This is a genomic window from Parafrankia sp. BMG5.11 (genome assembly GCF_004337455.1).
Genome location: NZ_SJXI01000218.1, coordinates 1 through 1,844, shown reverse-complemented (window position 1 = coordinate 1,844; position 1,844 = coordinate 1). Strand labels below are relative to the sequence as shown.

Genomic DNA, 1,844 nt, shown 5'->3' with positions numbered 1-1,844 from the left:
TTTGGCGAAGGGGAAACGCCCGGTTCCATTCCGAACCCGGTAGCTAAGCCCTTCAGCGCCGATGGTACTGCGTGGGTGACCGCGTGGGAGAGTAGGACGCCGCCGGACTTCTTTTGGTGGGGGCTGTTTCTGGCTGTGGCCGGGAGCAGCCCCCACCTGTATTTCCGGACCTTTTCCCGGCCGATGATCCGGGCGGCTCTCCGCCGGCTGGCCGGTACGGCTCCGCTGGTCGGATACGGCTTTGGAACCCCGCGAGAAGAGCCCCGCGCCCCCGCAGACAGGGGACTCCGCGTCGGTCACAGCCGGGCGCGCGGCCATCGCGTATCTCCTCGTCAAATTCTTCGCTGTTCTCGAAAAGGATCACGTGGTGGTCGCTTTGCGTCACGGACCGCCACTCCGGCGGGTCACTAGACGATCGCTATTCGTGCACCGCGGGCGTGGACTCCACTCGGCGATCGGAACTGTGGCCCGGGCGACGTGTTCCTGGTGGACGCGTGGGAAACATGCTGGCGAGTGCCGCGTGGGGAGGTGCACGTGACCGATGCCTGTGGTCGCGGCGGCGCCACGCCGCCGTCCCGGTGGGATCCGGCCGAACCGGACCCGGTGGCCGGGCTGCTCGCCACCGCCCGTCGCCGCCTGGGCATGGATCTCTGTTGGTTCTCCAGGCTGATCGGGGGAGCCCAGGTGATCGAGGCGTGCGACGGCGACGCCGCGGCCTTCGGTGTCCACCCCGGCTCGACGGTGCACCATCCCGGCCCGCACCGCTCGCATGCTCTCGCCGAACGCCCGCTTCCGGTCGTCGGCAGGATCCGCCCGGAGGCGGTGACGTCCGGGACGGCGACGGAGGTGACGGGGACGGCGGCGACCGGGGTGGAGGCGACCGGGGGGCCGCTGGCCGGCCGGCCCGAGGTCGGCTCGTACATCGGAGTTCCGGTGACCCTGGCGGACGGCCGTCCGTACGGGATGCTGTGCTGCCTGAGCCGCGACGCCGACGTGGCGATGCCCGCTCGCAAGACGCGTTCGCTGGCCTTGTTGGCAGAGGTGCTCTCCGCCTCGATCTCCGATCGGCGGTCCGGCGGGGAGTACCGGGAGGCGGCGTGGTGGCGGATCTGGCGGCTGATCGACAGCGGTGGCCCGACGATGGTCTTCCAGCCGGTCTTCGACCTGCCGTCGCTCGACTGCGTGGGGGCTGAGGCGCTTGCCCGGTTCCCGCCCGGTTCGGGTGGTGCCGAGCGCTGGTTCGCCGACGCCGCCGCCGTGGGCCTCGGCCCCGCACTCGAACTGTCCGCGATCCGGTCGGCGCTGCGCGCGTTCACCTGCCTGCCCCCCGAGTTCGGGCTCGGGGTCAATGCCTCACCGGCCACGATCCTCTCGGGGCGGCTGGCGGATGCGATCGCCGATATCCCGGCCGACCGACTCGTTGTCGAGGTCACCGAGGGTGACAGGGTCGAGGATTATCCGTCGGTCCGCTGCGCGCTGGGCGTCCTGCGCCGTGAAGGAGTCCGGATCGCCGTGGACGACGTCGGTGCCGGCTACGCCAGCCTGCATCATCTTGTGCAGCTCCAGCCCGACTTCATCAAGATGGATCAGTGTCTCACCCGGCGGATCGACGCTGATCCGGCGCGGCGCGCGCTCGCCGCCGCGCTGGTGCACTTCGCCCAGGAGACAGGCAGCCTGGTCCTCGCAGAGGGGGTCGAGACCGCGCGGGAGCTCGGTGTCCTGATCGGCGCGGGCGTGCACCAGGCGCAGGGCCACTACCTCGCCCCACCCGGTCCGCTGCCACTGCCCGCGAGCGCCAACCGGACCCGCCCGCCCGATACGGCTTAGAGCGTGTCTTGTGTGGC

General features: G+C 70.9%; 1 protein-coding gene and 1 rRNA gene. Both read left to right on the top strand.

All coding sequences use genetic code 11. The annotated features are described in order from the left end of the window. A 5S ribosomal RNA gene (gene rrf, locus E0504_RS50125) occupies window positions 1-108 on the top strand; the annotation flags it as partial. A gap of 426 nt (window positions 109-534) precedes the next feature. After that, a complete protein-coding gene (locus tag E0504_RS50120; protein WP_235015157.1) occupies window positions 535-1,827 on the top strand; it encodes an EAL domain-containing protein in 1,293 nt (430 codons plus the stop codon). Window positions 1,828-1,844 lie beyond the last annotated feature (17 nt).